The sequence below is a fragment of the Spirillospora sp. NPDC052269 genome, from assembly GCF_040679435.1.
GTDB lineage: Bacteria > Actinomycetota > Actinomycetes > Streptosporangiales > Streptosporangiaceae > Spirillospora.
On the sequence record NZ_JBFAUU010000039.1, the window covers coordinates 1 to 24,953 of the forward strand.

Sequence of the window (24,953 nt, forward strand, 5' to 3'; positions counted from 1 at the left end):
GGCGCGCCCAACCCCCCCCCCCCCCCCCCGGGGGGGGGGGGGGGGGGGGGCACCCGCCGCTCCGCCCCACCGCGCGAGGCTTCCCCCCCACATGTTGAAGCAGCCCACCCGCCCCTGTCCGGTCGCCAGCCCAAGGGCACCCGTTCGCCGCGCCAGGCTACGCGGACCGCAACCCCGGTCAAGGCCGCATCCGTCGGCCCACAACCTGCCGCTCTGCCACACTGGAACCAGCGCAGGAGGAACCCATGCCCGCCAGCACGCCCAACAGCGAACCGACCAAACAGCCGGATGCCGCCATGGTCGAGGAACTCCGCCGGACCGGCCACCTCACCCGGCCCTACCGCGACGAGAGTGAACGCGATCAGCTCCGCGACCAAGCCCGCCGCGCCGCCCGCACCCTCGGCCGCCCCATCCGCACCCACGCCGACGCCGACGTCGACGCCGGAACGATGATCGCGGCACTGGCCGACTGGCCCGCCAACCCGCTTGAGGCACGCCTCAGCGAGAGCCGCGCGAACAACATCATCGACCGCGCCCTAGGCGAGTAGCCCCACCAGGGCAAACACGTCCGGGCCATGGCCCGCGTATGGCCCACGAACAGCGAGCCCCAGCGGCAACCAGCGAGCACCAGCGAGACAAGATCCATGCGCCCACCCGGACAGCGGGCATCATCTTCCCAGGTCAGAGCGCATATGAGCACGTGACGAGGGCGGCACCCACCTTCCGGGCACCGCCCTCGCGCGCTTGCCTGTTCTTCTGTGGATAACTCGACGGCAACCGTGTTGGAGGCCGGAGAAGACTTCTCGGGAGCTCACCGCACACGCGGTTCGACGGGCAATGCGGGGAGTGTCCGCCTTGAGAAACGGCTGGACGAAGCTCAGCCGTGGGGGTGAGGGCCTGCCTGCGGAGGGACCGGACCAGGCGCGATCGGATAAGGCCCTGAAGGTCCTGGAGGAATGGGAACGTTCACCGGATACGAGCCGCTCACAGGGATTCCGGTAACTGTCGGCCATCCTCTCGGTTGGGGCGGTGGGACGGGAGCGCCAGGATGGCCAGCGGCAATCAGGGGAGCTGGGACGCCAGGGGGAAAGGGCATCGGCGCGGGTCCGATGGCGGGGCCGCCGACAGGGACGGGTGGCGAGGCCAGCGGGTCGCGCGCCGCGCGACGGAGGCGCTGTTCGCGCTGGCGCGCAAGGCGCAGTTCTTCGCGGTGACGGCGCTCCGCCAGAACCGCGGACAGGAGGATCTCGGGCCGGATGCCAGGGGGCGGGGGCGGCCCGATGACCGCGAAGACCTCTCCGGCGATGCGTTCGCCCAGCGAGTCGCGGATCTCCGGGAGCAGTTCCCAGAACCGGGCGAGGTACTGCCGCGCCGTCATCGCCAGTTCGTCGGGCAGGCGGGACAGCTCCAGCGTCCGTGCCCAACCCGCGAGGAACGGCGGCATCCAGGCCACCGGCCCGTACATGCCGGCGGCGGACACCCGCTCCTGGATGACCAGGGTTCCGGCGAAGAGGTCGCCGAGCCGCTTGCCACGCCGGTTGAACAGTGACGTGAGCAGGGCGGGCGCCCCGTAGAGCGTCCAGAACTCGATCACCCCGGCCAGCGCGCGCACGAAGGCCTGCCGGAACCGGACGGGTCCGCCGTCGTCGGCCACCACACGCAGCCCGACCGCGAGCTTGCCCAGAGAGCGTCCCCGCGTGAGCGTCTCGAACGCGCACGGGTAGCCGACCAGAACGAGCGCGGTGACGAGGATGGACAGGCCGACGACCCAAGCGGGGTCCGCGACCATTCTGACCAGGCTGACCAGGGCGATGGCGAAGTTCAGCAGCATGGCCTGCAGGAACAGGTCGAGCAGCAGGGCGCAGCCGCGGCTGGCGAGGCGGGCCACCCGCAGGTCGAGCGCGACGGCCTCACCGACGACGAGTTCCCCGTCCTCCACCGCACGCGCCACTATGACCTCACTTCGCTGTACGCCGGACCTTGCCTGCGGGCCATGGCGACACTCGTCGTGTTTCGGACAGCCTAAGCCGTTAGGCTCCCTCGGGTGGACGTCGATGCGTACGTGGCCGCGCACAACGCCGAGTGGCAGCGGCTGGAGAAGCTGATCAACTCCTCCCGCAAGCGCACGGGCGCGGAAATCGACGAACTGGTCGAGCTGTACCAGCGGACCGCGACGCACCTCTCGGCGCTTCGCTCCAGCGCGCCCGATCCGGCCCTGGTGGCCCGCCTGTCCTCGCTGGTGGCGCGCGGGCGAGCCGCCGTCGCGGGCGCGCAGGCGCCCATGTGGCGCGATATGACGCGCTTCCTCACGGTGTCGTTTCCCGCCGCCGCGTACCGGATGCGCTGGTGGTGGCTCGGCAACGCCGTCCTCGGCAACATCCTGTCTCTGGCCCTTGCCATCTGGATCGTGCACAACCCCACGGTTCAGGCGACGTTGTTGGCCCCGCACGAGATCCGTGACCTGGTCGACCACGACTTTGCCAATTACTACACCGAGCACTCGGCGGCATCATTCGCGTTCCAGGTTTGGGTCAACAACGCCTGGGTGTCGGCGACGGCACTGATTTTCGGCATCCTCCTAGGGATCCCGACGATTTTCGTGCTCCTGACCAACCAACTCAACCTTGGCGTGAACGCGGGCCTGATGTTCGCCTATGGCAAGGGTGGCGTCTTCTTCGGGTTGATCCTGCCGCACGGTCTGCTCGAGCTCACAGCCGTCTACCTCGCGTGTGGCGCCGGGCTGAAACTCGGCTGGACCATCATCGACCCGGGCCCGCGTACGCGTGCGCGCGCTCTGGCTGAGGAAGGCCGCGCGCTCGGCAGTATCGCGCTTGGGCTCATCGGTGTTCTGCTGGTTTCCGGACTGATCGAAGGCTTCGTCACCGGCTACGTGCATACGACGTGGCTTCGCATCGGCATCGGCGTCATCGCAGAAGCCACCTTCCTCGCCTATGTCGTCACCCTGGGCCGTCGCGCGACTCGCTCTGGCGAGACCGGCGATTCGTTGGATCAACCCGCCATGGCCCCGGCAGCAGGCTGACCGCGGTCGGCCGACCGGCGGCCGCCTTCAGCGAGAGGCGACCGGCGGCCTTCACGACCGGCGGCCTTCGGCTAGAGACGACCCGCGGCCTTGAGGGCGAGGTACGCGTCCGCCAGCGCCGGGGCTATCCGGTCCGGCGGGGCGTCCACGACTTCCACCCCGTATGAGCGGAGCTCGGCGGTGAGACGGCGGCGGTCCGCGCGTGCGCGCTCTGCGGCGGCCGCATCGTAGGTGGCGGCAAGGTCACCCCGGGCGACGGCCATCTCGTCCACCATCGGGTCGGAGACGGCCGCGATCATGACGAGGTGGCGGGCGGTCAGGCCCGGCAGCAGTGGCAGCAGCCCCTCCTCGAAGGCGGCCGGGTTCAGCTCCGTGAGCAGGACGATCAGGCTCCGGCGGCGGACCCGGGACATGATCGCGGAGACCATCCCGGCGGCGTCGGACTCGATCAGGGCGGGCTCCAGCGGGGCCATGGCCTCGACCATTTCCGACAGCAGGCCGGTCCGGGAGGCGTTCTCGCAGCGCGCCCGGACCGTCCGGTCGTAGGCCAGGAGGTCCACCCGGTCGCCCGCGCGCGAGGCGAGAGCCGCCAGCAGCAGAGCCGCGTCCATCGAGCAGTCCAGGCGGGGGATGTCCCCGACGCGTCCGGCCGACGTGCGCCCGGTGTCGAGGACCAGGTACAGACGGCGGTCGCGCTCGGGACGCCAGGTGCGGACGACCACGTCGTTGCGGCGAGCGGTGGCGCGCCAGTCGATGGAGCGGACGTCGTCGCCGACCACGTATTCGCGCAGGGAGTCGAATTCGGTTCCCTGGCCTCGGATCATCGTCGAGTGCAGCCCGGTCAGTTCCCGCAGGCGCGCGAGCCGCGACGGCAGATGCCGCCGGGAGGGGAACGCGGGCAGGACTCGGAGCGTCCGCGGCGCGGAGCGTGAAAGCTGGCGGGCCGCAAGACCGAGCGGCCCCACTGACCGGACGGCGACCGTCACGGCCTCCCTGTCGCCGCGACGCGTGGGCGTGAAGGTCTGGTCGATCCGGCGGCGTTCCCCTGCGGGCACGTTGATCTTCGCTGTTCGTGGGGAGACTCCTGCGGACGGCGGCCAGACGTCTCGCAGGACGGCCTTGACGCGCCGATTTCCGGTGTTCTCCACAATGAGCCCGGCGTTCGCCGTCTCGCCAAGACGTACGCGCGTGTCGCCCTCCCTGTGGAACCGCAACGCGCGCACGTTCCCGGCCAGGCAAAGGTCGATGACCACACCGAGCAGCAGAAGCCCCCACAGGCCCAACAGGACGGCCCCGCTGGGCACGAGCAACGGGACGAAGGCCGCAAGGAGTGTCAGCAGCCCGAGCCGTCCGGTCAGCGCCATCAGCGGGGAGCGGCGACGTGGGCGAGGATGCCCTCCAGCACACCGTCGGCGGTCGCGCCCTCCAGCTCGGCCTCGGGCCGGAGCTGGACGCGGTGCCTCAGGGTCGGCCTTGCGAGCGCCTTGACGTCGTCCGGGGTGACATAGTCGCGGCCCATCAGCCACGCCCACGCGCGCGAGGTCGCCAACAGTGCCGTCGCGCCTCGCGGAGACACACCCAGCTGCAGCGAAGGGGCCTGACGCGTTGCTCTGCAAAGGTCGACGACATACGCGGCGATCTTCGGATCCAGGTGGACGGTCCTGACTTCCGCCTGTCCAGCTGCAAGGTCGCTTGCCCCCGCCACCGGGCGCACCGCCGACAGGTCGCGCGGGTCGAATCCGGCCGCATGCCGTTGGAGCATCGCGATTTCCTCGTCGCGCGTCGGCACAGGGACGGTCAGCTTCAGCAGGAACCGGTCGAGCTGGGCTTCAGGCAGCGGATAGGTGCCCTCGTACTCGATCGGGTTCTGCGTCGCGCACACGACGAACGGGTTCGGCAGAGCGCGCGCGGCGCCCTCCACCGAAACCTGCCGTTCCTCCATGGCTTCCAAGAGGGATGCCTGGGTCTTGGGCGGCGTCCTATTGATCTCGTCGGCGAGCAGCAGATTGGTGAAGACCGGGCCCTCGCGGAACTCGAACTCCGCCGTGCGGTTGTCGTAGACAAGGGACCCGGTCACGTCACCCGGCATCAGGTCCGGCGTGAACTGGACCCGCTTGAAGGTCAGGTCGAGTGCGTGCGAGAGGGTCTTCACCAGCAGCGTCTTGGCGGTGCCGGGGACGCCCTCCAGCAGCACGTGGCCACGGCACAGCAACGCGATGACCAAGCCGGTGACCACCGGGTCCTGCCCGACGACGGTCTTGGCCACCTCGCTGCGCAGCGCTGCGAGCGCCGCGCGCGGGTCGGCGACGGCCGGACCGGAGGCAGCTGCACCGGAACCCACCGGGACGGAATCCGACAGGGCCGCAGCGGAGTGGCCAACGGCCGTGGCGTCCGCGCCGGCGACTCCTGCGGGCGGCGCGGAGGGGCCCCCTGAGAGCGGCGCCGGGGACGCCGCTGAGGCGTTTCCGGCGGGTTCCCCGTCCCAGCCGGGCGAGGCCGAGTGGCTCATGACTGGCGTACCTGCCTTTCCAGGTCATCGAGAAGATCGGCGAGCGCGAGCAGCCCGGCGTCGTCCACGGGCTCGGCACCACCAGGTTCTGGCTGTCCGGCCTGTCCGACAGGCCCGCTTTGGGTGGCCTGGTCGAGGTCAAGACCGTACAGCGCGCCGGCGACCGTCCGCTCGTCGTGATCGGTGCGGGCGGCGACGGCCGTCACGACCTCACGCACGGCACCCGGATCCTGTCCGGGCAAGACATCGGCGACGGTTCGCGGCAACCCGAGCAGTGGGACGATCCGGTCTCGTGCGCCCGCGCGCAGGGCTGCTGCCGCGCGCCCGCGTGCACGGTGCGCACGGTAGAGGCGGGACCGGCCGGTGACGGTCTCGGCCGAACGGACGACCACGGGGAGCGCCTCTGCGACCACCGGTCCCAGCCTCCGTCCGCGCCACAGTGCGACGGGGATGACAGCGACCACCAAACCGAGGAAGAACAGCTTGACCCCGGGCGGTAGCAGGCCGGTAAGCGTGCGGTCCCCGGACCCTTCGCCCGAGTTCGCGTGGTGCACGTCCGGGATGAGCCAGACGACCTGGGAACGTGCTCCGACCAGGTTCATCGCGAGCGCGGCGTTGCCCTCGTCGGTGAGATGGCCGTTGGTGAGCGGCCTGGCCGCCCCGAGCACGGTCACCGTCCGGCCGCTCGCCTGGTACTGGACGAGACGCGGTTTCCCCGATTCCGGGTAACACGAGGTAGCGCCCGAGGGCGCGGTGTAGGTCTCGGCCTGACCGAACGCGACCGTCCCGGCGAGCGTGGCCCCCTGCAGGCCGCACTGCGGATCCGCCTGGAGGACGAAGGTCGGGCCGTCCTGCTCGACGCCGGGGGCGAGGGACGTCAGGGTCTCGCGACCCGGCTCGACGAGCAGGAGGTCTCCGGCCGTTCCGCGCAGCCGGTCCAGGTCCGGGCGGGTCAGCCGCTCCGGCCTGGTCACCACCGTGATCGTGCCCGCGCCCGCGCGGGAGGCGGCGTCGGAGGCGTTGTGGGCGACGTCGAACCCGACCCCGCGGCCCTTGAGGATCTCCGCGAGCGCCCGGGCGCCACCGGGTTTCGGCGACCCCGGGTCGAGATCATCCGGCTTCCGCGAGGGCTTGAGGGCCGCCAGGACGACCCCGATGACCACCAGGCACAGCAGGACCAGCACGATTCCCCGTGCGGACCGCCAGCGTCGGCCGGCCACCTGCCCGGCCGTGGGCTCGACCGCCGTCACCACCGCGAACTCCAGCCGTCGGCGGGCTCCAGCTCGGCGTCGTCGAGAGCCTTCGGCCTCGCAGAACGCAAGCGGTCGTCAACGGCCGTGACGCGTGCGTACTCCTCGGCACTACCGGGCCGGTCGCCGTACCAGACGTCGTCGAAGATCCGCACGGTCGCCCGGAGATCGTCGGCCAGGTCCGGGACCGCCACGCCCGTCTCCGTCGCGAGTTCGTCCGCGGTCCTGCCCGGGCGTGGGGAGAGGATCGCTCGTTCCTCCAGATCGCGGGCCATCGCCCTCAGGCGCTCGCGGATGGCTCCAGGCCACTGACCGGCGGCGGCCAGGCGCTCCGCCTCGGCCCTGTGGTCGGACGACGTGGACGGCTCATCGTCCAGCAAGGGGTCGTCCTTGGATCGGCGGTTGCGGCCACCGCGCATGAGCCAGAAGACGAGCGCCACCGCGATGATCACCAGGAGGACGATGACGCCGATCGAAACCCAGCCCTCAGAACCTCCGCCTTTGGCGTTCGGTGCCTGCGCGTGCGAGAACAGCTCCCGGAGCCATTCGGCGAACCGCTCAAGCGTGCGTTCCAGCCAGGACGGCTTGTCCCGCTGGTAAACGGGCTTCTCCAACTCGCGCCTGGCCAGTTCCCGAGCCGTGTCCCGATCCACCGGGGGCGGGTCCAGAAACATGGCGATCAAGGTGCCCCCTGCCTATGGGCAGCCCCTGGGACGGGGGCTACCGGCGGAGTGAAAGGCCGAGACGGCGCGGACGGGCGCCAAAGCTCGAAAAAGTCATCATCGTCCCCTGGGGCAGGACGTGTGGCCAGATCAAGGTCAAGTCCCTCACGCCGCATCCGCCGGTCCATATAGAGCAGAGCGATCACCCCGGCGTCGAAGGGCAGCACCACGGACCAGCTCACGATGCGTCCGACCGTGTCCAGGGCCAGGGCCGGGAGCACCTGATCGCTACCGGATCCGGAGCCGCCGAACAGGAGCACCTGCGCGATCAGGAACGGGATCCGCAACGCGAAGAACCCCATGAAGACCGTTACGAGCATGGCGAGCAGGAGTGTTCCGAAGGTCCGCCACCAGCGCCCCTTGGAGAGCCGCCGCGCGCGCATGAGCGCCCCGCCGATCCCCTGCCGCTCCATGATCAAGGCTGGGACGCTCGGCACGAGCAGGACGTACACCCACAGCATCAGAACCACGCCGGCCGGGAAGCCGAGCAGGGCGGAAAGCACCCCGAAGGCCGGGTTGGCGTCGCCCCCCACAGCCAAGGCGAACGGGAGCACCGGCAAGGCCAGGGCCGCCAGAGACACCACGATCAACAAGAAGGCCACCAGCAGGAGCCGCCCGAACCGGGCGCGCACGTCCAGCCAAACCTGCCGCATCGAGATGTCCAGGCCGAACATCGTGCGCGCGAGGACCGGCGCCAAAAGCCCGGACAAGAGGAGGATCCCGAAGGCCGTCAGGACCAGGTCGATCCCGCCAAGCGTCGCCTGCGCCCCAACGGATCGGAGCAGAACCCGGGGAGTGACCTCCCCGCGGGACTCCTGGCCGATGAAGTAGTAGGAGATGACCGATCCGGTCACCTGGACGACCGTGGAGATCGCCACGGACACTCCGAGGACGGTCCGGGTGCTGTGCCTGATGCAGGCGATCGCGCCGTCCAGCATTTCGGAGATCGACATAGGCCGGAACGGCACGTCGACCCCGCGCGGCACGAGGCGCCTCCTGCCGCCCGATTCCGCCATCCCAGCTCCCTGCCCCGTCCGTGTGTCGGGCCATCCTGCCATGAGGCGGCCATATCGGATCAAGGAGCGACCAGACCCCGTCCTTATGGGCTGTACGTGCTGCTATCGCGCGCATGAGGACAGGGTGCCGACGGCGATACCCATGCGAAAACCGTCAACTTTCGGTGCTCTTCGGGAGTCCTTGTTTAAAATCCGGCCTCTGCGCCGGGTCCTGGAGTGGGTATGGCGGACTTGGCGGCTCGTTGGCGATCCCGTGGGCCTGGCTGGAGGTGGGGAGTGAGGCGTGACGTGGGAGGGGTCATGTATTCGGCAAAGACAGGTAACCTTGCACGCCAGGACATACCTCTACCTGGCGTGGCATGGCCGTGCTGCGGTCGCCGCGCTGTCCACCCGTCCCCGACTTTGTAGCGATGAGGGCCATGAGAGGACGTGTACTGGTCGTCGACGACGACCTCGCGCTGGCCGAGATGCTCGGCATCGTGTTGAGGGGCGAGGGCTTCGAGCCGTCGTTCGTCCACGACGGCGACAAGGCACTGGAGGCGTTCCGGGAGACCCGGCCCGACCTGGTCCTGCTCGACCTGATGCTCCCGGGCGCGGACGGCATCGACGTCTGTCGGCAGATCCGGGCGGAGTCCGGCGTGCCGATCGTCATGCTCACCGCCAAGAGCGACACGGTGGACGTGGTCCTCGGCCTCGAGTCGGGCGCGGACGACTACATCGTCAAGCCGTTCAAGCCGAAGGAACTCGTCGCTCGTGTGCGCGCGCGTCTGCGCCGGACCGACGAGCCCGCCCCCGAGACCCTGCAGATCGGGGACATCGGCATCGACGTGGCCGGGCACTCGGTCAAGCGGGGTGACAAGCACATCCCGCTCACGCCGCTGGAGTTCGACCTGCTGGTCGCGCTCGCGCGCAAGCCGCGCCAGGTGTTCACCCGTGAGGTGCTGCTCGAGCAGGTCTGGGGCTACCGGCACGCCGCGGACACCCGCCTGGTGAACGTGCACGTCCAGCGGCTCCGCGCCAAGATCGAGAAGGACCCGGAGCGTCCGGAGATCGTGGTGACCGTGCGCGGCGTCGGCTACAAGGCCGGCCCGGCCTGACCGCTGCCGCCCGATGACCCAGCCGGCCCCCGCCGCCCCCGTCGCCCCGCCCGCCGCCGCCCCCGCGCCGGCCGGGCGGGTCCGGCGTGTCGTGTGGTGGCCGGTCCGGCGGTGGCTCGGCAGGGGGCAGCGGATCGCGCGGCGCGTGGCGAGCGCCGCGTACGCGCGCTGGAGGCGGTCCATCCAGGTCAGGGTGGTCACGTCCACCCTGTTCATCTCGGCGATCGTGGTGGCGATCCTCGGGTTCTTCCTGATGCAGCAGATCACCACCGCGCTGATGGACGGCAAGACCAAGGCCGCCCTGGCGCAGTTGGACGAGGGGCTGGGGAGCCTCCAGCGGGACGTGGGGGTCTCCAACGACAGCGGGGACAGGCTTCGCAGCGCCGCCAACGGGCTGAAGTCGCGCAGCGGGCCGTCCGGGTTGTACGAGGTCTATGTCCGCGACACCACCCAGGTCTACATCGACGGGTACGCCACCAACGAGCTGCGGGCCCAGAGCGTCCCTCAGAGGCTCAGAGACGAGCTGAGAAGCGGCACCACCGGTACTCGGGCCTACACCTACGGAAAGCTGTCCTACACCGGCCACAGGCCCTCTGAGCGCGGTCTGATCGTCGCGGGCAAGACGAGCCACTACGAGGTCTACTACCTGTTCGCGCTCAGCCAGGAGCAGCACACCCTCACCATCGTCAGCCGCTCCCTCGCGGGGGTCGGGATCGTTCTGGTGCTGCTGCTGGCGGCCATCGCGTCCCTGGTGACCCGCCAGGTGGTCATCCCGGTACGGCTGGCCGCGCAGGGCGCGCAAAGGCTCGCGGCCGGACGGCTGGAAGAGCGCATGCGTGTGCGTGGGGAGGACGATCTGGCCCGGCTCGCCAGATCGTTCAACGACATGGCGGCCAACCTCCAGGAGAAGATCCGGGAGCTTGAGGACCTGTCGCAGGTGCAGCGCCAGTTCGTGTCGGACGTCTCGCACGAGCTGCGCACACCTTTGACCACGATCCGGATCGCCGCGGACATGCTCTACGAGCACCGCGACACGTTCGACGACCCCGCGGTGGGCCGCTCGGCGGAACTGCTCCAAAGCCAGCTGGAACGCTTCGAGTCGCTCCTCGCCGACCTCCTGGAGATCTCCCGCCACGACGCCGGGGCGGCGACCCTGGACGCGGAGTCCCTGGACATGCGCGACCTCGTGCTGCGCACGGTGGGCGACGTCCAGGGCCTCGCCGAGCGCAAAGGCTCCAAGGTCGTCCTGCAGCTGCCCGGCGAGCCGTGCATGGCCGAGGTCGACCGGCGGCGTGTTGAGCGCATCCTCCGCAACCTCCTGGTCAACGCGGTTGAACACGGTGAAGGCGAGGACATCGTGGTGTCCGTCGCCGCCGACAGGGACGCCGTCGCCGTCACGGTCCGTGACCATGGCGTCGGCCTCAAGCCGGGAGAGGGCCAGATGGTCTTCGACCGGTTCTGGCGTGCCGACCCCGCTCGTGCGCGCACGACCGGCGGCACCGGTCTTGGCCTGTCGATCTCCAAGGAGGACGCCCAGCTCCACGGCGGCTGGCTCCAGGCGTGGGGCGAACCCTCCCAGGGCTCGCAGTTCCGCCTTTCGCTCCCGCGCACCGCGGGAGCCGAGCTCCGCGGCTCCCCCCTGCCGCTCGTGCCCCCGGGCGCGGGTGGCTCCCGGCCTCTGTTCGCCGAGCTGGAGGCGGGGGACTGATGACGGCCGATCGCCCGAGAACCACTCCTGCGGCTTCGGAGGCTTCAACTGTGCGTAGGTGCCTGGAGAGTCCGGCCCGTAGGTGGGGAAGCGCGCTGAGGGGCCCGGCGGCCGTGGTCACCGCCGCGGCGCTGACACTGGGCGCGTCGGGTTGCGCGGCCATGCCGGGAGGCGGCCGGGTCACGTCCGTCAAGGCGCAGGAACGGTCCGAACAGGCGGACGAGTCGTACGTGCGCCTGATCCCCGTGGCGCCCCGGGACAACTGGTCGCCCCAGGACATCGTCTCGGGCTTCCTGGCGGCGTCGGCCAGCTTCGACGACGACCACAGGGTCGCCAAGGAGTACCTGGCCAACCCCAATGGCTGGCGTCCCGGACCGAGGCCGTCGATCGCGGTGTTCGCCGACCGTCCGAATCCCACGCTCACCCCCGGGACGAACGACGACCAGGCCACGATCAGCCTCGAGGGCATCCAACTCGGCATCATCACCCCGGACGGCCAGTACACGGCCTTCCAGAAGAAGGTCCGGGTCGACTATCAGCTCACGCGCAACGCCCAGCACCAGTGGCGTATCTCCGCACTACCGGACGCGCTGGGCCAGACCATGCTGCTCAACAAGAGCGACGTCGAGCAGGTCTTCCGCACGTTCAATCTCTACTACTTCGCGCCGGACAAGCAGACACTCGTCCCCAACGGTGTTTTCCTTCCCTTGGTGAACCGGGAGGACCTTCCGAAGCGCCTCGTGCAGGCGGTCATCTCCGGCCCTACGTCCTGGCTGAGGGGCGCCGTCTGGAGCGCCTTCCCGCGCGGCACCAAGCTGAACGGCCTGTCCCTGGACAAGGACGTCGCGACCGTCGACCTCAGCAAGGAGGCGGCGAACGGCGACGTCAACCAGATGTCGGCCCAGCTCGCCTGGAGCCTCGGCCCGCTGTCGGAGATCAAGCAGTGGAGGCTTCGGATCGAAGGCCGCGGTGTGGTCACGCCGGATGGCAAGAGCGACGTCCAGACCTTCGGTGACTGGCAGGCCAACAGTCCGGACGGGATCACTGTCGACGGCCACCGCGCGTACACGATCGGGGCCGCAGGACATCTGTCCACGCTGGGCCTGAACAACTTCATCCCCATGCCCGTCGTCACCAACGCGCCGGGTCGGATGATTCGTCCGGCTGTTTCTCCCGCCCAGCACGAGGCCGCCGGCCTCAGCCCTGATGGCAAGCAGCTGCTGCTGATAGACGACATCACAACGAACGGCGTCCCGCACGTCCTGCGTACGGCCAAGGACCCGGAAGGCCGGTTCACGCCGCCATGCTGGGACCGGCAAGGCACCCTCTGGACGGTCGAGACCAGCCCCGGCAAGTCCATGCTCTGGAAGCGGGAACCGGGCAAGCCTCTGAAGCCGGTGTGGCACTGGGGCCTTGACGGCCGCGAGATCTACGCGCTCCAGGTCGCGCGCGACGGAGTGCGCGTCGCGGTCGTCGCCAAGATCGATGGCCGCAAGCAGGTCCAGCTCGGCCGGATCGCGGGAAGCGGTGACCGCATCGATGCCGGATCCTTCGTCCCGGTCAGCTCCGAGCTCGCCGAGACGGACGACCTGTCGTGGAGGGACTACAACACCCTCGCCGTCCTGGGGCGCAAGACGCTCGACACCCAGGTGCTGCCGTATCTGATGCCCGTGGACGGCTCCGCCGTCACCTCCTTGGGCGTCGGTTCCCTTGGGGAGCCCGTGAGCATCGCGGCTGTTTCGGGCGGTCCAGTGCTGATCGGAACCAAGGGCTCCAGCCAGCGCCTGGTCTGTCACCAGTCCGCCTTCCGGGACCGTGACAGCGAATGGGCGTGCAGCGTCGCGGGCAGCGACCCCACCTACGCCTTCTGACCGGTCAAGGCTTCTGCGGGCCGCTGCCTGGGGACTTGCGGCCTGGCCGTGTCGGCTGCGACCGACGGATCGCACGCTGTGCCCCTTCAGGCGCCCGTACCTGGCGAAATGCTTGGTTGCCGTCGAGTTATCCACAGAACGCCGCTCGGCTGGTGACCGGGTGAGCGGGGCGGCATCGTCGAATGCATGTTCGTACGCGATCTTCTCGACCTGCTGCTGCCCCAGCGATGCGCCGGCTGCCGGGCCTCTCGGGGCCTGCTGTGCCCCTCCTGCGCCGCTCTGCTGGATCTCCCGGCCCGTCCTGTGCCCGCTGCGGGCCTTCCAACCCTCAACCCTTCCGTCTGGGCCGTCGCGTCCTACGAAGGCCCCATCACGGCTCTCATCGCCGCGCACAAGGAATCCGGCCGCACCGGACTGGCCCGGCCGCTGGGACATGCCCTCGCCATCGCGATCAAGGCCGTCCTGGCGCTGACCGCGGAGCCGCCGTCCGTGAACGACCCCCCTTGGTACGACGAGCGGACACCGGCGCGACTTGCGGCCTGGACTCTCGAACGGCCGGGAGCCCTTCTCCGCGACCCGACCACGTCCCTTCCCGCCGATCACCTTCAGCACGGGTCGGACGCCTCCGGAGACGGGGCGGTGTTCTGGTGGCAGTGCGACGAGCCGGTGATCGTGGTTCCGGTGCCCTCGGCGGTGCGTACCGTTCGCAAACGCGGGCACGACCCGACCCGGCGAATGGCCGCCGTCGCCGTCCGAGAACTGCGCGCGGAGGGGCTCCTCGCCCTCGGCGCCCCGCTGCTCCGCCACAGGCGTGCCGTGGCCGATCAAGTGGGCCTCGGCCAGGCCGATCGCACGGCCAACATGACCGGAGCCATGGCCCTCTCTCGCCGCGAGATACGCGCTCTGCGGACGAAACACGGCGACCTGGCGTCCCCGCGCCCCAGCCATTTCGCCGAGCACTTACATCCGAACGCCCCGACCCGGGGAGGCGCATGGCCGAATCCAGACCGGGGCTCCGGCGCACGCCCGAACATGACCCCGACGTCGGGGGCCCCGGTAGGGGAGGCGATGCGCGGGCGCTTGGTCGGGAGTTTGGGGGATGGGGCGGACGTGGGCGTGGACGGGCCGTTGGCGGGGTGGCGGGTCGTGGTCGTGGACGACGTGGTGACGTCCGGGGCGACGCTGGCGGAGGCGGCTCGGGTGCTTCGGCAGGCGGGGGCGGAGGTGGTGGGGGCCGCGGCGGTCGCGGCGACCCCTCGGCGGTTTCTCGGGGGAGGGTGACTTTCTTCACGGGAGATACTCAACACGTCGATAGTTACCGACCGTGACGGCATCCTGTCCGACTTGTTGGCAGACGTCACATTGGTTGTGGATTCAAGGGTGACCGTGAGTCAGGAGCCAGGTAGATATTTTCCCAAGTCGCTCGCCGGGGGCGGGTGCTCTGACCTGCGCGGGAGTGATCCACGGGAAGCCTTGTGGGTGCGGGGATGCACGGCGTGTGGAGCGCCTGGCGAGGGCTCTCAGGGAGGCGGATCGAAGGTGTGCCGATGACCGTACGTGAGTTTTTCCTCCGTTCACCCCCCTGACATTCGTGGCGTAAGGGGTTAGCGTTCCTGACATGGCACCCGCCCGGGTCCGTGGTTGCGTTGGATCGCAGCGCTCGTCGCGAGCGCGTGATGCGGTCCGGCTAGCCGATGCCAGGCGCAGGCGAAACGGCCCACGTAAGGCGACTTCTCGTCGACTGATCACGGTGCGCCTTAGAAGTAAGTCCTGCCTCGCCGGGGGATCAGATATCCCCCGAACCGGGAGAAGGGCAGTAGTGGCGAGAGAGCCGCGAACCCCTCAGCAGGCGGATGTGGGGGCGAAGACCAGGTCGGCCGGGCGGGTGCGACCCACCGAGCTGTGGCGTCCGGAGGTGGCGTCGAGCCCCTTCTGGACGGACCTCGCAACCGGGAGAAGGGGGGTCCCGCGTGGACATCATCGTCAGGGGCCGGCACACCGATGTCAGTGATCGGTTCCGGCAGCACGTCGACACCAAGCTCGCCAAGATCGAGCGGTTGAACAACAGGGTCATCCGCGTGGATGTGGAGGTGTCGCAGGAGCGGAACCCGCGCCTCGCCGACCAGCGCGAACGGGTGGAGCTGACCATCCGGTCGCGGGGCCCGGTGATCCGGGCGGAGGCCGCCGCGGACGACCGGTACGGTGCGCTCGACCTGGCCCTCGACAAGCTCGAGTCGAGAATGCGCCGCGACTCCGAACGACGCAAGGCCCACAACGGTGGCAAGGGCAAGGGCAAGCTCGCCATGATGGAGCCGCTGCCCGAGGAACTGCCCGCCGAGGTCGCGGCAACCCCGGCCCGCCGTCCCGAGCCGTCCGGCGCGGTCGAGCCGGACGTCGACGGCTACGAGGCCGTGGCGACCGAGCTCAACGAGAACCTGGTACCGATCCCCATGGACGGCGACGGTCCGGTCATCGTCCGGGAGAAGTTCCACAAGGCCGAGCCCATGGGCATCGAACAGGCCCTGTTCGAGATGGAACTCGTCGGGCACGACTTCTACCTGTTCCGTGACAAGGCCACCAGCCATCCCACGGTGGTGTATCGGCGAAGGGGTTGGGACTACGGAGTCATCCGTCTTGTCGAAGAGTGATGTGGCACATGCGTCACGTCACCGCCCGGATCATGTCATGATCTAGAAAGGCGTTACCAGCAAGCCGTGACGGCGGCGGTACGGACCGCCCGCCGAGCTCGGGACGGTGGCGCGGCGCGGCCTCACAGGCCGCGCCGCGCCACCGGTCCAGCCGTCGCCACGTCAAGCGTTCCCCCGGGGCGACACCGGCCTCCGGTTTCCCCGGCCGACCCAGATCACTGACAGTGAAGGGGGGAAGCGGCGTTCACCTCCACGTCGCGACTCTGGTGAGCGAGAACCCCGAGGCTCGCGGCGCCCCCGCGCCCCCGCGCCGGCCGGGCCCCGCCCCGTCCGCCGCACGCCCACCGGCCCCCACCGCCCAACCCCCTGCCCCAGCCCCCCGCCCAACACCCCCGCCCAACCCCGCCGCCTCCCCGCAAGCCCCCTCGGCCTCACAGACTCCTCCGGCCCCACAGGCCCGCTCGATTTCGCAGGCCCTTCCGGCCTCTCGAGCCCCCTTGACTCTGCAAGCTCCCGAGGACTCGCGGATCCTTCCGGCCCCTCGGGCCCTCTCGGACCCATGGGGCGCCTTGGTGCCGTGGGCCGATTCGGTGCAGCAGGTCCGGTCGGCCTCAACGGACTCTCGGGTTTTCTTGGCTCCGCACGCTCCGCACGCTCCGCACGCTCCGCAGGTCCTTTCGGCCCCTTGGGCGTCCTTGGCTTTGCGGGGCCGTTCGGGTTCTCGGGAGGATTCGAGTGTTCTGGGGCATCCGGCTTCCAGGGGCGTTCCGGCGCCCCTGGCGGGCTTGGGCGCCTTGGTTGGCTCTTCTGACTCCGTTCTTCCGACTCAGCCTGTTGGATCGGACGGGTTGGCCGCCTCGGTGTGGGCGACGGCTTGGGCTGGATCGAACGCCTTGCGCCGGAACTCGGTAGGCCGCCAGGTTGGCGGAGCGCGTTCGGTGCACGATTTCGCGCCGAGGTTCGGGCTGGCTGGGGATACGGCGCATGCCTCCGTGCCGTCGGCTTCGTTGTTCGTGGATGCGATGCAGACAGCTCTGGCGCAGGGAGGTGCTCCTGCCCTGGCTCGTTCTCGTGGCCCGGGAGATGGGAGCGGGGTGTCTCGGGCGCGCGCGTTGGCTGCGATCAGGGTGCGTGCGCGGCAGTGTCGTGCGGGGCAGATGACGCTTACCGGGACTGCACAAGATGGTGTAGCCGGGCCCGCGTGGGTGAATGCTCTGCGGCGGCGAGGCATGGCGCGGGATGCTGACGAGGTGCCGGGCGCTGGTGCCGGGCACGTCGCTGGACGGGGGCGTCCGGCGGGTGGTGCCGGGCGGCGGGCCAGGGGGCGGCGGCTTCTGAAAAGCGCTGTGGCTGGGGGATCTGGCTTGGGTGCTCGTTCGTTGGGTGGGTGTGCGCCGGTTGGTGTGGCGATGGCCGATCCCGAGGCGGATGGGCCTGTCTTGAATGGTCGTGAGCTGGTGGTGGACGGTCGTGGAACGGCCGGTCGTGCGCGGGTCGGCGGTGTGCGGGACGTGGCGGGCAGTCATGGACGGGACGATGTGGCCCGCGGAGCAGCGGTCGCGGCGTCCGGCGTGGTTCGTGTCGGTGACGCGGGAAGCGGTGCCGCCGGACGTGTCGCCGGTGGCGGTGCAATTCCGGCTCCTCGGGTGATGGCCTCCGAAGGGGCGGCGAGCAGAGCCCGGGGCCGGAGCGGTGGCGCTTCGGCCGGCGGTGGAAGTGCGAGTGGTGGGCCGGGCGGCGGCGCCGCGCGCGGAAGCGCGGAGACGTCGGCCGGTGGTGCGCAGGGAGAGGATGCGCAGGTGGGGGATCCGATCCGGGTGCTGATCGTGGACGATCACGCCCTTTTCAGGCGCGGGCTCGAGATGGTGCTCCAGGCCGAACCGGACATCGAGGTGATCGGTGAGGGCGGGGACGGGCACGAGGCCGTCCAGATGGCGGGCGATCTGCTGCCCGACGTCGTCCTCATGGACATCCGGATGCCGCGGCGCAGCGGCATCGAGGCGTGCACGGCCATCAAGGACGCCGCGCCCAGCGCCAAGATCGTGATGCTGACGATCAGCGACGAGGAGGAGGACCTCTTCGAGGCGATCAAGGCCGGGGCCAGCGGCTACCTCCTCAAGGAGATCTCGATCGACGAGGTCCCGCAGGCGGTGCGCGCGGTGCACGGTGGTCAGTCGCTGATCAGCCCGTCCATGGCGTCCAAGCTGATCACCGAGTTCGCCGCGCTCGCCAAGCGCAGCGAGGAGCGGACGCAGCAGGTCCCGGCGCCGCGGCTGACCGACCGCGAGATGGAGGTCCTGCGGCTCGTGGCGCGCGGGCTCGGCAACCGGGAGATCGCCCGGGAGCTGTTCATCTCCGAGAACACCGTGAAGAACCACGTCCGGAACATCCTGGAGAAACTCCAGCTGCACTCCCGGATGGAGGCCGTTGTGTACGCCGTCCGGGAGAAGCTTCTGGAGATCACCTGACCGTCACGCCATCGGACCGTCGCGTCGTCGGACCGTCAGGGCGACGCGCTGAACACGATCGGCGCCGGACCGTGTCCGCGTTCCGTGTCCGCGTTCCGTGTCCGCGTCCGCGTCCGCGTTCCGCGACGACGTTCTGGGGCTGCGGTCTGCGTTCGTGCTCGGGTGAGGTGGGGGCGCGGGACGCGGTTGCTGAGGGGCCGTTGAAGGTGATGGCCGCGGGCGCCGTGAATGTGGCGGTGTGAAGGTGCAGCCGCTCGGCGGGATGTGTGCGGCGTTGCGGGTGTGGGCGTTCGTGTTCCGCGTGGTGTGCGTTCGGTTCGCCGCTCGCGGACCGTCCACCATCTGGCCTTGTTGAGGGCGGCGCAGCTATCGCTGAGCGGGCTGGGCACGGTAACAGCGCGGTGACCAGTGTTGCGCCCGGTTCTGTTCCCCTGCGCGCGGTTGGCGACGGAGTCCCGCGTGGGCGCACCGAGCGTGGGTGGGGCGTGTGGCGGTGAGTCGCGTGCGAGTGGGGCCGGGCTCAGGCTGCTGAAGGGGAGGTCCTCGGCGGGGCGTGGACGCCACACGTTTCGGATGAATGTGCTCGTGGTCCGGACCGTGACGGTTGGGGAAGGGAGCGATCGAGGTCCTGGGCGCTGTGGGTGGCGGGGACGGACCTGTTGCCGGGCGGGCGGCGATATCGACACCGGTGTGTGGGGTTTGTCGGTGTCGTGGCTTACGATCGCCGCGTGACCGATACCAGGACCCCCGACACGGCCGAGGTGGAGCTGAGCGCGGACGAGGCGCGGCGTTTGGCGTTGCGCGCTCAGGGACTGCTGGGCGCGGACGCGCGGCGCGGCGGTGTGCCCGGCGTGCTCTCGCGCCTCGGGGCCGTTCAGTTGGACACGATTTCCGTGCTCGCGCGGTCGCATGAGCTCGTTCCCTATGCGCGGCTCGGCGCGACGCCGAAGGAGAACATCGAGAACGCCTATTGGACGCCGCCCACCAGGGATGTCGATCGCGGGACGCCACAGAACGGCGGCACGCCGGTGGGGGCGAGTGGCGGGCGGCCGATCAATAAGCGGCGGAGCGCGAAAGCGAGTGGGCCGTTCGCGTTCGAATACTGGGCGCACGCGGCTTCGATCCTGCCGATCGAGGAATGGCCGTATCTGGCCTTCCGGCGTCGGGAGTTCCAGCGGAAGGGCGTCCGCTGGCACAAGGTGCCGGATGGGGTGTGCGACGAGATTCGCGCCAGGCTCAAGGACGAGGGGCCACTGACGACCAGGGAGCTCGGCGGCGCCAAGGCCGGGGGTGACTGGTGGGAGTGGAGCGACCACAAGATCGGCATCGAGTGGCTCTGGGACATCGGAGAGGTCGCGTGCGTCCAGCGGGTCGGCTGGCGGCGGGTGTACGACCTGGCCGAGCGGGTCGTCCCAGATGAGCTGTACGGGAACGACCCGGACGACGCCGAATGCCTGACCCGGCTCGTCCGGCTCGCGGGGCGGGCGCTCGGAGTGGCGACCCGCGCCGACCTCGCCGACTACTACCGGATCAAGGCCGAGCAGGTGGACGCGGTGATCGAGGCGTCCGGGCTGGTGCCGGTGCGGGTCCAGGGCTGGCGGCAGCAGGCGTGGGCCGACCCGGAGGCGCTCGCGACGCCGCCGCGCGGCAGGCACGCCACGACGCTGCTCTCCCCGTTCGACTCGCTGGTGTGGGACCGGGCCCGGACGTCCCGGGTCTTCGACTTCGATCACCGGCTGGAGGCGTACGTCCCCAAGGTGAAGCGCGTCCACGGCTACTTCACGATGCCGCTGCTCGCCGGCGGACGCCTGATCGGACGCGTCGACCCGGCCCGTGAGGGGACGACCCTCGTCGCGCGCCAGGTCTCCCTCGAACCGCGTCTCACCAAGTCGGCGGCTCGTCTCGAGGAGGGCGCCGAGGCGCTGCGCGTCGCGCTCCGCAACGCCGCCGAGTGGGTCGGATGCGACGCGATCCGCGTCGAACGCGCCGAACCGGAGATCAAGCGGCTCGTTGAAAGAGGCTGAAGAAGAAGGACGCCGGGGAAGGCGCGAGGCGACGGTGGCGATGACACGCCCGGCGTGACGCCGTGACGATCGCGGCAGTGTCGTCCCCTTGGGAACTCGAACGCCTTGTTCGGGAGTTCAAGGGCCATGCCCGGATGTTCGATCGCGCCGCCCGGGACCTCGCGTGCGGCGTCTGGGAGCCCGTGTGCCTCGCGCGGAGGCGAAGTGTGCCGCCGCGTCCGAGACATGACGCGACGATGCGGCATTCACGTTCGGTCACGGACACGCACGAAAAGTGACGTGCGCCGGAACTCGCCCGAGATTCGGACGGCCCCCGGAAATGCGTCGGCCCGCCAGGGCCTGGAGGGGCGTCCCTACTCGGGGGAGGAGGAACGCGGATCCAGGTCCGGCGGGCCGGGCGGTCGGCGCCCGTCGCGGGCGCCGTGTGCGACCGCCGATCGCGCCGACCGGTCGCCGTCCCGTCGGCGGCGCCGCGTGGCGGCTCCGGCGGGACGCGGGTGGAGATCAGCCGTGCGCGCCCTGCTTCGAGTCGGACATGACCGCCTTCTTCTCGCCGGCCAGGCCGCCGCGGCGCTTGGTCGTGCGGCTGCCGAAGACCGAGTAGTCCACGACCTCCGGCAGGACGCGCGGCGCGTCCACCACGACGTCGGCGAAAAGGTGCACGAGCGCGCTCAGCACGAAGCCGATCACGATGATCGCGGCCCCGACCCAGAACAGCACCCACTGCGGTCCCAGGCAGAGCGCGACTCCGCCCACGGTGAAGCCGGCGAAGATCACGGTGACCGCCAGCCAGGAACTCGGCCGTCCGGCGTGCGAGCCGTACTCATCGGACAATTTGGGCCCCTCCCCTCAGAGTGTTCACGATGATTGTCCCGGACGGGTGTCAGAAGGCTGAACGCGGGCCGGGATTGCGTCGCAGGGTGACCTAGACCATTCTGAGTCTCGCCTACGATGGCATCGTACGTGTGGTGTGCGTGCCGCCGGTCGGCGGTGACCCACGATCTGCAAGGAGCCTCCGAGAGTGCCGCTAGTCATCGATAAGATCCTTCGCGCGGGCGAAGGCAAGACCCTGCGCAAGCTCAAGAAGCTCGCGGATCAGGTCAACTCGATCGAGGAAGACTTCGTCGACATGAGTGACGCGGAACTCCGCGAGCTCACCGACAAGTACCGCGAGCGCCTCGAAGAGGGCGAATCGCTGGACGACCTGCTCCCCGAGGCGTTCGCCACCGCCCGCGAGGCGGCCAAGCGAGTCCTGGGCCAGCGCCACTACGACGTCCAGATCATGGGCGGAGCGGCCCTGCACCTGGGCAACATCGCCGAGATGAAGACCGGTGAGGGCAAGACCCTCACCTGTGTGCTCCCCGCCTACCTGAACGCGCTGTCCGGCAAGGGCGTCCACGTCGTCACCGTGAACGACTACCTGGCCAAGCGCGACGCCGAGTGGATGGGCCGCGTACACCAGTTCCTGGGCCTCGAGGTCGGTGTCATCCTCCCGCAGATGACGCCCGAAGAGCGCCGGGTCGCGTACGCCGCCGACATCACCTACGGCACCAACAACGAGTTCGGCTTCGACTACCTGCGCGACAACATGGCCTGGAGCCTGGACGAGCTCGTCCAGCGCGGCCACAACTTCGCGGTCGTCGACGAGGTCGACTCGATCCTCATCGACGAGGCCCGCACGCCGCTGATCATCTCTGGCCCGGGCGAGCAGAACTCCAAGTGGTACGGCGAGTTCTCCAAGATCGTCCCGCGGCTGAAGCGCGCCGAGCTGGTCAGCACCGCCGGCCAGGTGGACGAGTACGGCCCCGGCGACTACGAGGTCAACGAGAAGAAGCGCACCGTCGGCATCACCGAGGCGGGCGTCGAGAAGGTCGAGGACTGGCTCGGCATCGACAACCTGTACTCCGCCGAGAACACCCAGCTCGTCAGCTTCCTGAACAACGCCCTGAAGGCCAAGGAGCTGTACAAGCGCGACAAGGACTACGTCGTCATGAACGGCGAGGTCCTGATCGTGGACGAGTTCACCGGCCGCATCCTGCACGGCCGCCGGTACAACGAGGGCATGCACCAGGCCATCGAGGCCAAGGAGGGCGTGTCGATCAAGGACGAGAACCAGACCCTCGCCACGATCACCCTCCAGAACTACTTCCGCCTCTACTCCCGGCTGTCCGGCATGACCGGTACGGCCGACACCGAGGCCGCGGAGTTCAACAAGACCTACAAGATCGGCGTCGTGCCGATCCCGACCAACAAGCCGATGGTCCGCATGGACAAGGCGGACGTGGTCTACAAGACCGAGCAGGCCAAGTTCGAGGCCGCCGTCGACGACATCGCCGAGCGGCACGAGAACGGCCAGCCCGTCCTGGTCGGCACCACCTCGGTCGAGAAGTCCGAGCGGCTGAGCAAGATGCTCAAGCGCCGCGGCATCACGCACCAGGTGCTGAACGCCAAGAACCACGAGCAGGAGTCGGCGATCGTCGCCGAGGCGGGCCGCAAGGGCGCCGTCACGGTCGCGACGAACATGGCCGGCCGAGGCACCGACATCATGCTCGGCGGCAACCCCGACTTCCGTGCCGACCTGGAGCTTCACCAGCGCGGCCTGTCCCCGCTGGACACTCCGGAGGAGTACGAGTCGGCGTGGCCCGAGGCCCTCGACAAGGCCAAGCAGGCCGTCAAGGGCGAGCACGAGGAGGTCGTCGACGCGGGCGGCCTGTACGTGCTCGGCACCGAGCGCCACGAGTCCCGCCGCATCGACAACCAGCTGCGCGGACGTTCCGGCCGTCAGGGCGACCCGGGCGAGTCCCGGTTCTACCTGTCCCTCGAGGACGACCTGATGCGGCTGTTCAACTCGGCCCGGGTCGAGGCGATCATGACCCGCCTCAACATCCCGGACGACGTGCCGATCGAGTCCAAGATCGTCTCGAACGCGATCAAGTCGGCCCAGTCGCAGGTCGAGCAGCAGAACTTCGAGATGCGCAAGAACGTCCTGAAGTACGACGAGGTGATGAACCGCCAGCGCGTCGTCATCTACGCCGAGCGCCGCAAGGTGCTCGAGGGCGAGGACCTGCACGAGCAGGTGCTGCGCATGATCGACGAGGTCGTCAACGGCTACGTCGCGGGCGCCACCGGCGAGGGCTTCGCCGAGGAGTGGGACCTGGAGAAGCTCTGGAAGGCCTTCCAGCAGCTGTACCCGATCTCCCTCACGGTGGACGGCCTGACCGAGGAGCTCGGCGGCGACATCTCCAACCTGGACGCCGAGACCCTGGCCGAGAAGCTCCGCGAGGACGCCCAGGCCGCCTACGCCAAGCGCGAGGAGGAGCTCGGCGCCGAGGTCGTCCGCGAGCTCGAGCGCCGCGTCGTCCTGTCGGTCATGGACCGCAAGTGGCGCGAGCACCTCTACGAGATGGACTATCTCCAGGAGGGCATCGGCCTGCGCGCCATGGCGCAGCGCGACCCGCTGGTCGAGTACCAGCGCGAGGGCTACGACATGTTCAACGCCATGATGGACGGCATCAAGGAGGAGTCGGTCGGCTACCTCTTCAACCTCGAGGTCGAGGTCGAGGAGCAGCAGCCGGCGGGCCCGCAGGTCGGCGTGAACCCCGTCGCCCTCGAGGACACCGTCCCCGCCGAGGACGAGGTGGAGGACGAGGTCCCGGTCGTCAAGGCCAAGGGCCTCCAGGAGCCCCAGCGTCCCAAGAAGCTGGAGTACACCGCCCCCACCATCGACGGCGAGGGCGGCGTCGAGCACCACAGCGAAGAGGTCGAGGACCCCTACGAGGGCGTCGGCCGCAACGACCCCTGCCCCTGCGGCTCGGGTAAGAAGTTCAAGCGCTGCCACGGCGACCCGACCAACAACTGAAGCTAGAAACCCGCGCGGCCCCGGTCCCACCAGACCGGGGCCGCCCCCTTTTCCCCAGCCCACCGCCCCCGCCGCGCCCGCCCCCGCACCACGCCCGCGCCCGTGCCACACCCGCGCCCGCCGTGCCACGCCCACGCCCGCGTCGCGCCTGCCGCGCCCGCCATGCCGCGCCCGCCACGTCCGCGCCATGCCCGCCATGCCCGCCGCGCCCGCCACGTCCGCGCCGCGCCCGCCGCGCTCGCCGCGCGCCGTGCCTGTGCTGCGCCCGCGCCATGCTCGCCGCGCCGCCGCGCCCGGGCCGCGTTCTTGTGCGTAGCGCCATGCACGCATCGCGTCAGGTGCAGGCCACTTCTCCTGCGCCATGTTGCTGCGCGGCGCTCCATCCCGGCGTCGTGCCGCGCTCACATTGTGCCCGCGCCTTGTGCCGCGGCCAGGCCGGGTGCGCTAGGGGTGGGACGTGAGCATCTTGCGGCTCATCCCTGCTGCGCCGCGTCACGTCCACACACCGCGCCTCCTCCGTCCCGCACCGCGCTTGGCCTCCACGCGATAGGCGGCCACGCCTGCACGCCCATCCCGCGCGTGTTGCTGCGGGTAGGCGCTGTGCGTGGTGGGGGACGTCTGCGGTCTGTGGGGCTGTGGCCCTTGGCCGACTATCTGGCGCGGCTGGGCGCCCTGGCCGACTCCATCGGGGCGGAATGGGTGTCCGACCACGTGTGCTGGACGGGCGTGGCCGGGGTGAAC

18 protein-coding genes are annotated in these 24,953 nt (G+C 69.9%); 11 read left to right on the forward strand and 7 right to left on the reverse strand.

The window, feature by feature from the left end; genetic code table 11:
- The first annotated feature begins 245 nt into the window (after positions 1-245).
- Positions 246-548: a hypothetical protein gene (locus AB0L06_RS43075; RefSeq protein ID WP_500237530.1), complete on the forward strand. Its 303-nt coding sequence runs from the start codon at positions 246-248 to the stop codon at positions 546-548.
- 329 nt (positions 549-877) lie between these two features.
- Here the strand turns inward: AB0L06_RS43075 and AB0L06_RS43080 are convergent, their stop codons facing one another.
- Entirely contained in the window at positions 878-1,951 is a 1,074-nt protein-coding gene (locus tag AB0L06_RS43080) for an RDD family protein (RefSeq protein ID WP_500237531.1), read from the reverse strand.
- A 93-nt stretch (positions 1,952-2,044) separates the two neighbouring features.
- Between AB0L06_RS43080 and AB0L06_RS43085 the strand changes: the two genes are divergently transcribed.
- Entirely contained in the window at positions 2,045-3,040 is a 996-nt protein-coding gene (locus AB0L06_RS43085; RefSeq protein ID WP_500237533.1) for a stage II sporulation protein M, read from the forward strand.
- 71 nt (positions 3,041-3,111) lie between these two features.
- On the opposite strand, the gene AB0L06_RS43090 is transcribed toward AB0L06_RS43085, so the two are convergent.
- The 5 genes from AB0L06_RS43090 to AB0L06_RS43110 form a co-directional block, all read right to left on the reverse strand.
- Positions 3,112-4,404 carry a DUF58 domain-containing protein gene (locus tag AB0L06_RS43090; protein ID WP_500237534.1) on the reverse strand — a complete coding sequence of 431 codons (1,293 nt, stop codon included), beginning with the start codon at positions 4,402-4,404 and terminating at the stop codon, positions 3,112-3,114.
- Positions 4,404-5,381: an AAA family ATPase gene (locus tag AB0L06_RS43095; protein WP_500237536.1), complete on the reverse strand. Its 978-nt coding sequence runs from the start codon at positions 5,379-5,381 to the stop codon at positions 4,404-4,406. The genes AB0L06_RS43090 and AB0L06_RS43095 overlap by 1 nt, the downstream gene beginning before the upstream one ends.
- 164 nt (positions 5,382-5,545) lie before the next feature.
- Positions 5,546-6,802 carry a DUF4350 domain-containing protein gene (locus tag AB0L06_RS43100; protein WP_500237537.1) on the reverse strand — a complete coding sequence of 419 codons (1,257 nt, stop codon included), beginning with the start codon at positions 6,800-6,802 and terminating at the stop codon, positions 5,546-5,548.
- On the reverse strand, positions 6,796-7,473 hold the full coding sequence (locus AB0L06_RS43105) for a DUF4129 domain-containing protein (protein ID WP_500237539.1): 678 nt from the start codon (positions 7,471-7,473) through the stop codon (positions 6,796-6,798). The genes AB0L06_RS43100 and AB0L06_RS43105 overlap by 7 nt, the downstream gene beginning before the upstream one ends.
- Positions 7,474-7,478: 5 nt before the next feature.
- Complete coding sequence (locus AB0L06_RS43110) at positions 7,479-8,474, reverse strand: hypothetical protein (protein ID WP_500237540.1); 996 nt, start codon at positions 8,472-8,474, stop codon at positions 7,479-7,481.
- 482 nt (positions 8,475-8,956) lie between these two features.
- Here AB0L06_RS43110 and mtrA point away from each other — a divergent pair, with 482 nt between their 5' ends.
- The 8 genes from mtrA (at position 8,957) to AB0L06_RS43150 (ending at position 20,353) form a co-directional block, all read left to right on the forward strand.
- The gene (gene mtrA / locus AB0L06_RS43115; protein WP_026415706.1) at positions 8,957-9,634 is read left to right on the forward strand and encodes an MtrAB system response regulator MtrA; all 678 of its coding nucleotides are present in this window, start codon (positions 8,957-8,959) and stop codon (positions 9,632-9,634) included.
- Positions 9,635-9,647: 13 nt separating this feature from the next.
- Positions 9,648-11,342, forward strand: a complete 1,695-nt coding sequence (mtrB, locus tag AB0L06_RS43120) for an MtrAB system histidine kinase MtrB (RefSeq protein ID WP_500237542.1) — start codon at positions 9,648-9,650, stop codon at positions 11,340-11,342.
- A 113-nt stretch (positions 11,343-11,455) separates the two neighbouring features.
- Positions 11,456-13,213, forward strand: a complete 1,758-nt coding sequence (locus AB0L06_RS43125) for an LpqB family beta-propeller domain-containing protein (RefSeq protein ID WP_500237543.1) — start codon at positions 11,456-11,458, stop codon at positions 13,211-13,213.
- Positions 13,214-13,399: 186 nt separating this feature from the next.
- Positions 13,400-14,494, forward strand: coding sequence for a ComF family protein (locus AB0L06_RS43130; protein ID WP_500237544.1), 1,095 nt, complete (start codon positions 13,400-13,402; stop codon positions 14,492-14,494).
- A 689-nt stretch (positions 14,495-15,183) separates the two neighbouring features.
- Positions 15,184-15,861 carry a ribosome hibernation-promoting factor, HPF/YfiA family gene (gene hpf, locus AB0L06_RS43135; RefSeq protein WP_500237545.1) on the forward strand — a complete coding sequence of 226 codons (678 nt, stop codon included), beginning with the start codon at positions 15,184-15,186 and terminating at the stop codon, positions 15,859-15,861.
- 1,443 nt (positions 15,862-17,304) lie between these two features.
- On the forward strand, positions 17,305-17,511 hold the full coding sequence (locus AB0L06_RS43140; RefSeq protein WP_500237546.1) for a hypothetical protein: 207 nt from the start codon (positions 17,305-17,307) through the stop codon (positions 17,509-17,511).
- A gap of 149 nt (positions 17,512-17,660) precedes the next feature.
- The gene (locus AB0L06_RS43145; RefSeq protein ID WP_122193060.1) at positions 17,661-18,329 is read left to right on the forward strand and encodes a response regulator; all 669 of its coding nucleotides are present in this window, start codon (positions 17,661-17,663) and stop codon (positions 18,327-18,329) included.
- Positions 18,330-19,057: 728 nt separating this feature from the next.
- The gene (locus AB0L06_RS43150; protein ID WP_500237548.1) at positions 19,058-20,353 is read left to right on the forward strand and encodes a winged helix-turn-helix domain-containing protein; all 1,296 of its coding nucleotides are present in this window, start codon (positions 19,058-19,060) and stop codon (positions 20,351-20,353) included.
- Between the two features lie 504 nt (positions 20,354-20,857).
- On the opposite strand, the gene AB0L06_RS43155 is transcribed toward AB0L06_RS43150, so the two are convergent.
- On the reverse strand, positions 20,858-21,187 hold the full coding sequence (locus AB0L06_RS43155; RefSeq protein WP_500237550.1) for an HGxxPAAW family protein: 330 nt from the start codon (positions 21,185-21,187) through the stop codon (positions 20,858-20,860).
- A 187-nt stretch (positions 21,188-21,374) separates the two neighbouring features.
- Here AB0L06_RS43155 and secA point away from each other — a divergent pair, with 187 nt between their 5' ends.
- Positions 21,375-24,212: a preprotein translocase subunit SecA gene (secA, locus tag AB0L06_RS43160; RefSeq protein WP_500237551.1), complete on the forward strand. Its 2,838-nt coding sequence runs from the start codon at positions 21,375-21,377 to the stop codon at positions 24,210-24,212.
- Positions 24,213-24,953: the final 741 nt, after the last annotated feature.

Bases quoted from the DNA above. Each gene is read 5' to 3' on its own strand.
- AB0L06_RS43090 (WP_500237534.1), bottom strand. From the start codon at position 4,404: ATGGCGCTGACCGGACGGCTCGGGCTGCTGACACTCCTTGCGGCCTTC.
- AB0L06_RS43105 (WP_500237539.1), bottom strand. From the start codon at position 7,473: ATGTTTCTGGACCCGCCCCCGGTGGATCGGGACACGGCTCGGGAACTG.
- AB0L06_RS43130 (WP_500237544.1), top strand. From the start codon at position 13,400: ATGTTCGTACGCGATCTTCTCGACCTGCTGCTGCCCCAGCGATGCGCC.
- AB0L06_RS43110 (WP_500237540.1), bottom strand. From the start codon at position 8,474: ATGTCGATCTCCGAAATGCTGGACGGCGCGATCGCCTGCATCAGGCAC.
- AB0L06_RS43140 (WP_500237546.1), top strand. From the start codon at position 17,305: ATGGTCGTGAGCTGGTGGTGGACGGTCGTGGAACGGCCGGTCGTGCGC.
- mtrB (WP_500237542.1), top strand. From the start codon at position 9,648: ATGACCCAGCCGGCCCCCGCCGCCCCCGTCGCCCCGCCCGCCGCCGCC.
- mtrA (WP_026415706.1), top strand. From the start codon at position 8,957: ATGAGAGGACGTGTACTGGTCGTCGACGACGACCTCGCGCTGGCCGAG.
- AB0L06_RS43075 (WP_500237530.1), top strand. From the start codon at position 246: ATGCCCGCCAGCACGCCCAACAGCGAACCGACCAAACAGCCGGATGCC.